This is a genomic window from Streptomyces phytophilus (assembly GCF_013870535.1).
Classification (GTDB): Bacteria; Actinomycetota; Actinomycetes; order Streptomycetales; family Streptomycetaceae; genus Streptomyces; species Streptomyces phytophilus.
In genome coordinates, this window is the sequence record NZ_JACBXC010001690.1 from 1 (window position 1) to 1072 (window position 1072).

Consider the following 1072-nt stretch of genomic DNA (forward strand, 5'->3'; position numbering starts at 1 on the left):
CGGCAGCACGTCGACATCCGGCTCTGCTGCCAGCGCCGCGGCCAGCGACTCGGCGAACACGCGGTGGGCATCGGCCACCAGGACCCGGATCCGAACCACGGACACCCCCATGTCGCGTACTACCAGAACTCGCGGATTGCGGAGAGCGGTGCGCCGAGCGTGGAGCGCCTGCCTGAGCAGCGGCCGCCGCCGCGTCCCATAGCTACCCCGCCCCGTGCGCCGTACCCGCGTCTCTCGCCCCCTGAACGAGCACCGGCCCCCACCGGTGCTGCCCCCACAGCGTAGGGCGCGGGACCGACAAGGGAAGCCCAACGGCCAACTTTCCGTGGCGAGTTCGCCACGCGGAGTAGAAACCGGCCGGATACGGCCCCGTCGGGGATGGATTCCGGAGTTCCGGCGGGCCCGGGAGCGGTAAGGCTGTACGTTGCCGGGGCAGTAGACCCCCGGGGGGAGGCGAGATGGCCGTTCGGCTGATCGTGGTCGACGAGCACCGCCTGCTCGCCGAGGCTCTCGCGTCCGCGCTCAAGCTGCGCGGGCACCGGGTGCTGGCCGCGGCCGCGCCCACGGCGGGCGCCGCGGAGCTGGTGGTGAGCAGAGGACCTGAGGTGTGCCTGCTGGGCACGGCGACCCCGGCCGCACCCGGGGCGTTCGACCCTGTCCTGCGGATCAAGCGGGAGCGTCCGCAGATAGCGGTGGTGGTGCTCGGCCCGGTGCCGAACCCGCGGGGCATAGCGGCGGCGTTCGCCGCGGGTGCCTCCGGGTACGTACGGCACGACGAGCGCATCGAGGGCGTGGAGCGTGCGCTGGTCAAGGCGCGGGCCGGGGAGGCGGCGGTGGCTCCTCAGCTGCTGCAGAGCGCGTTCACCGAGTTGCTCAACCCGGCGGCCGAGCCCGACGACGAGGGCGCGCGGCTGCTCCAGATGCTGACGCCGCGGGAGGTGGAGGTCCTCGTTCGGGTGGCGGAGGGCGAGGACACGCGGCTCATCGCGCAGGGGATGCGCATAGCCGCGAGCACGGCCCGTACGCACGTGCAGCGGGTGCTGATGAAGCTCGGGGTGGGTTCACGCCTTGA

Annotated in this window: 1 protein-coding gene and 1 pseudogene; one reads left to right on the forward strand and one right to left on the reverse strand. The window is 73.0% G+C overall.

Going from position 1 to position 1072, the window contains the following annotated elements; translation table 11 throughout:
• A pseudogene (locus H5J30_RS37270) lies at positions 1-111 on the reverse strand (DNA-binding response regulator); the annotation flags it as partial.
• Between the two features lie 347 nt (positions 112-458).
• Between H5J30_RS37270 and H5J30_RS35250 the strand changes: the two are divergent.
• Positions 459-1072: response regulator transcription factor (locus H5J30_RS35250; RefSeq protein WP_181791861.1), on the forward strand; the 614-nt coding region annotated here is incomplete at its 3' end.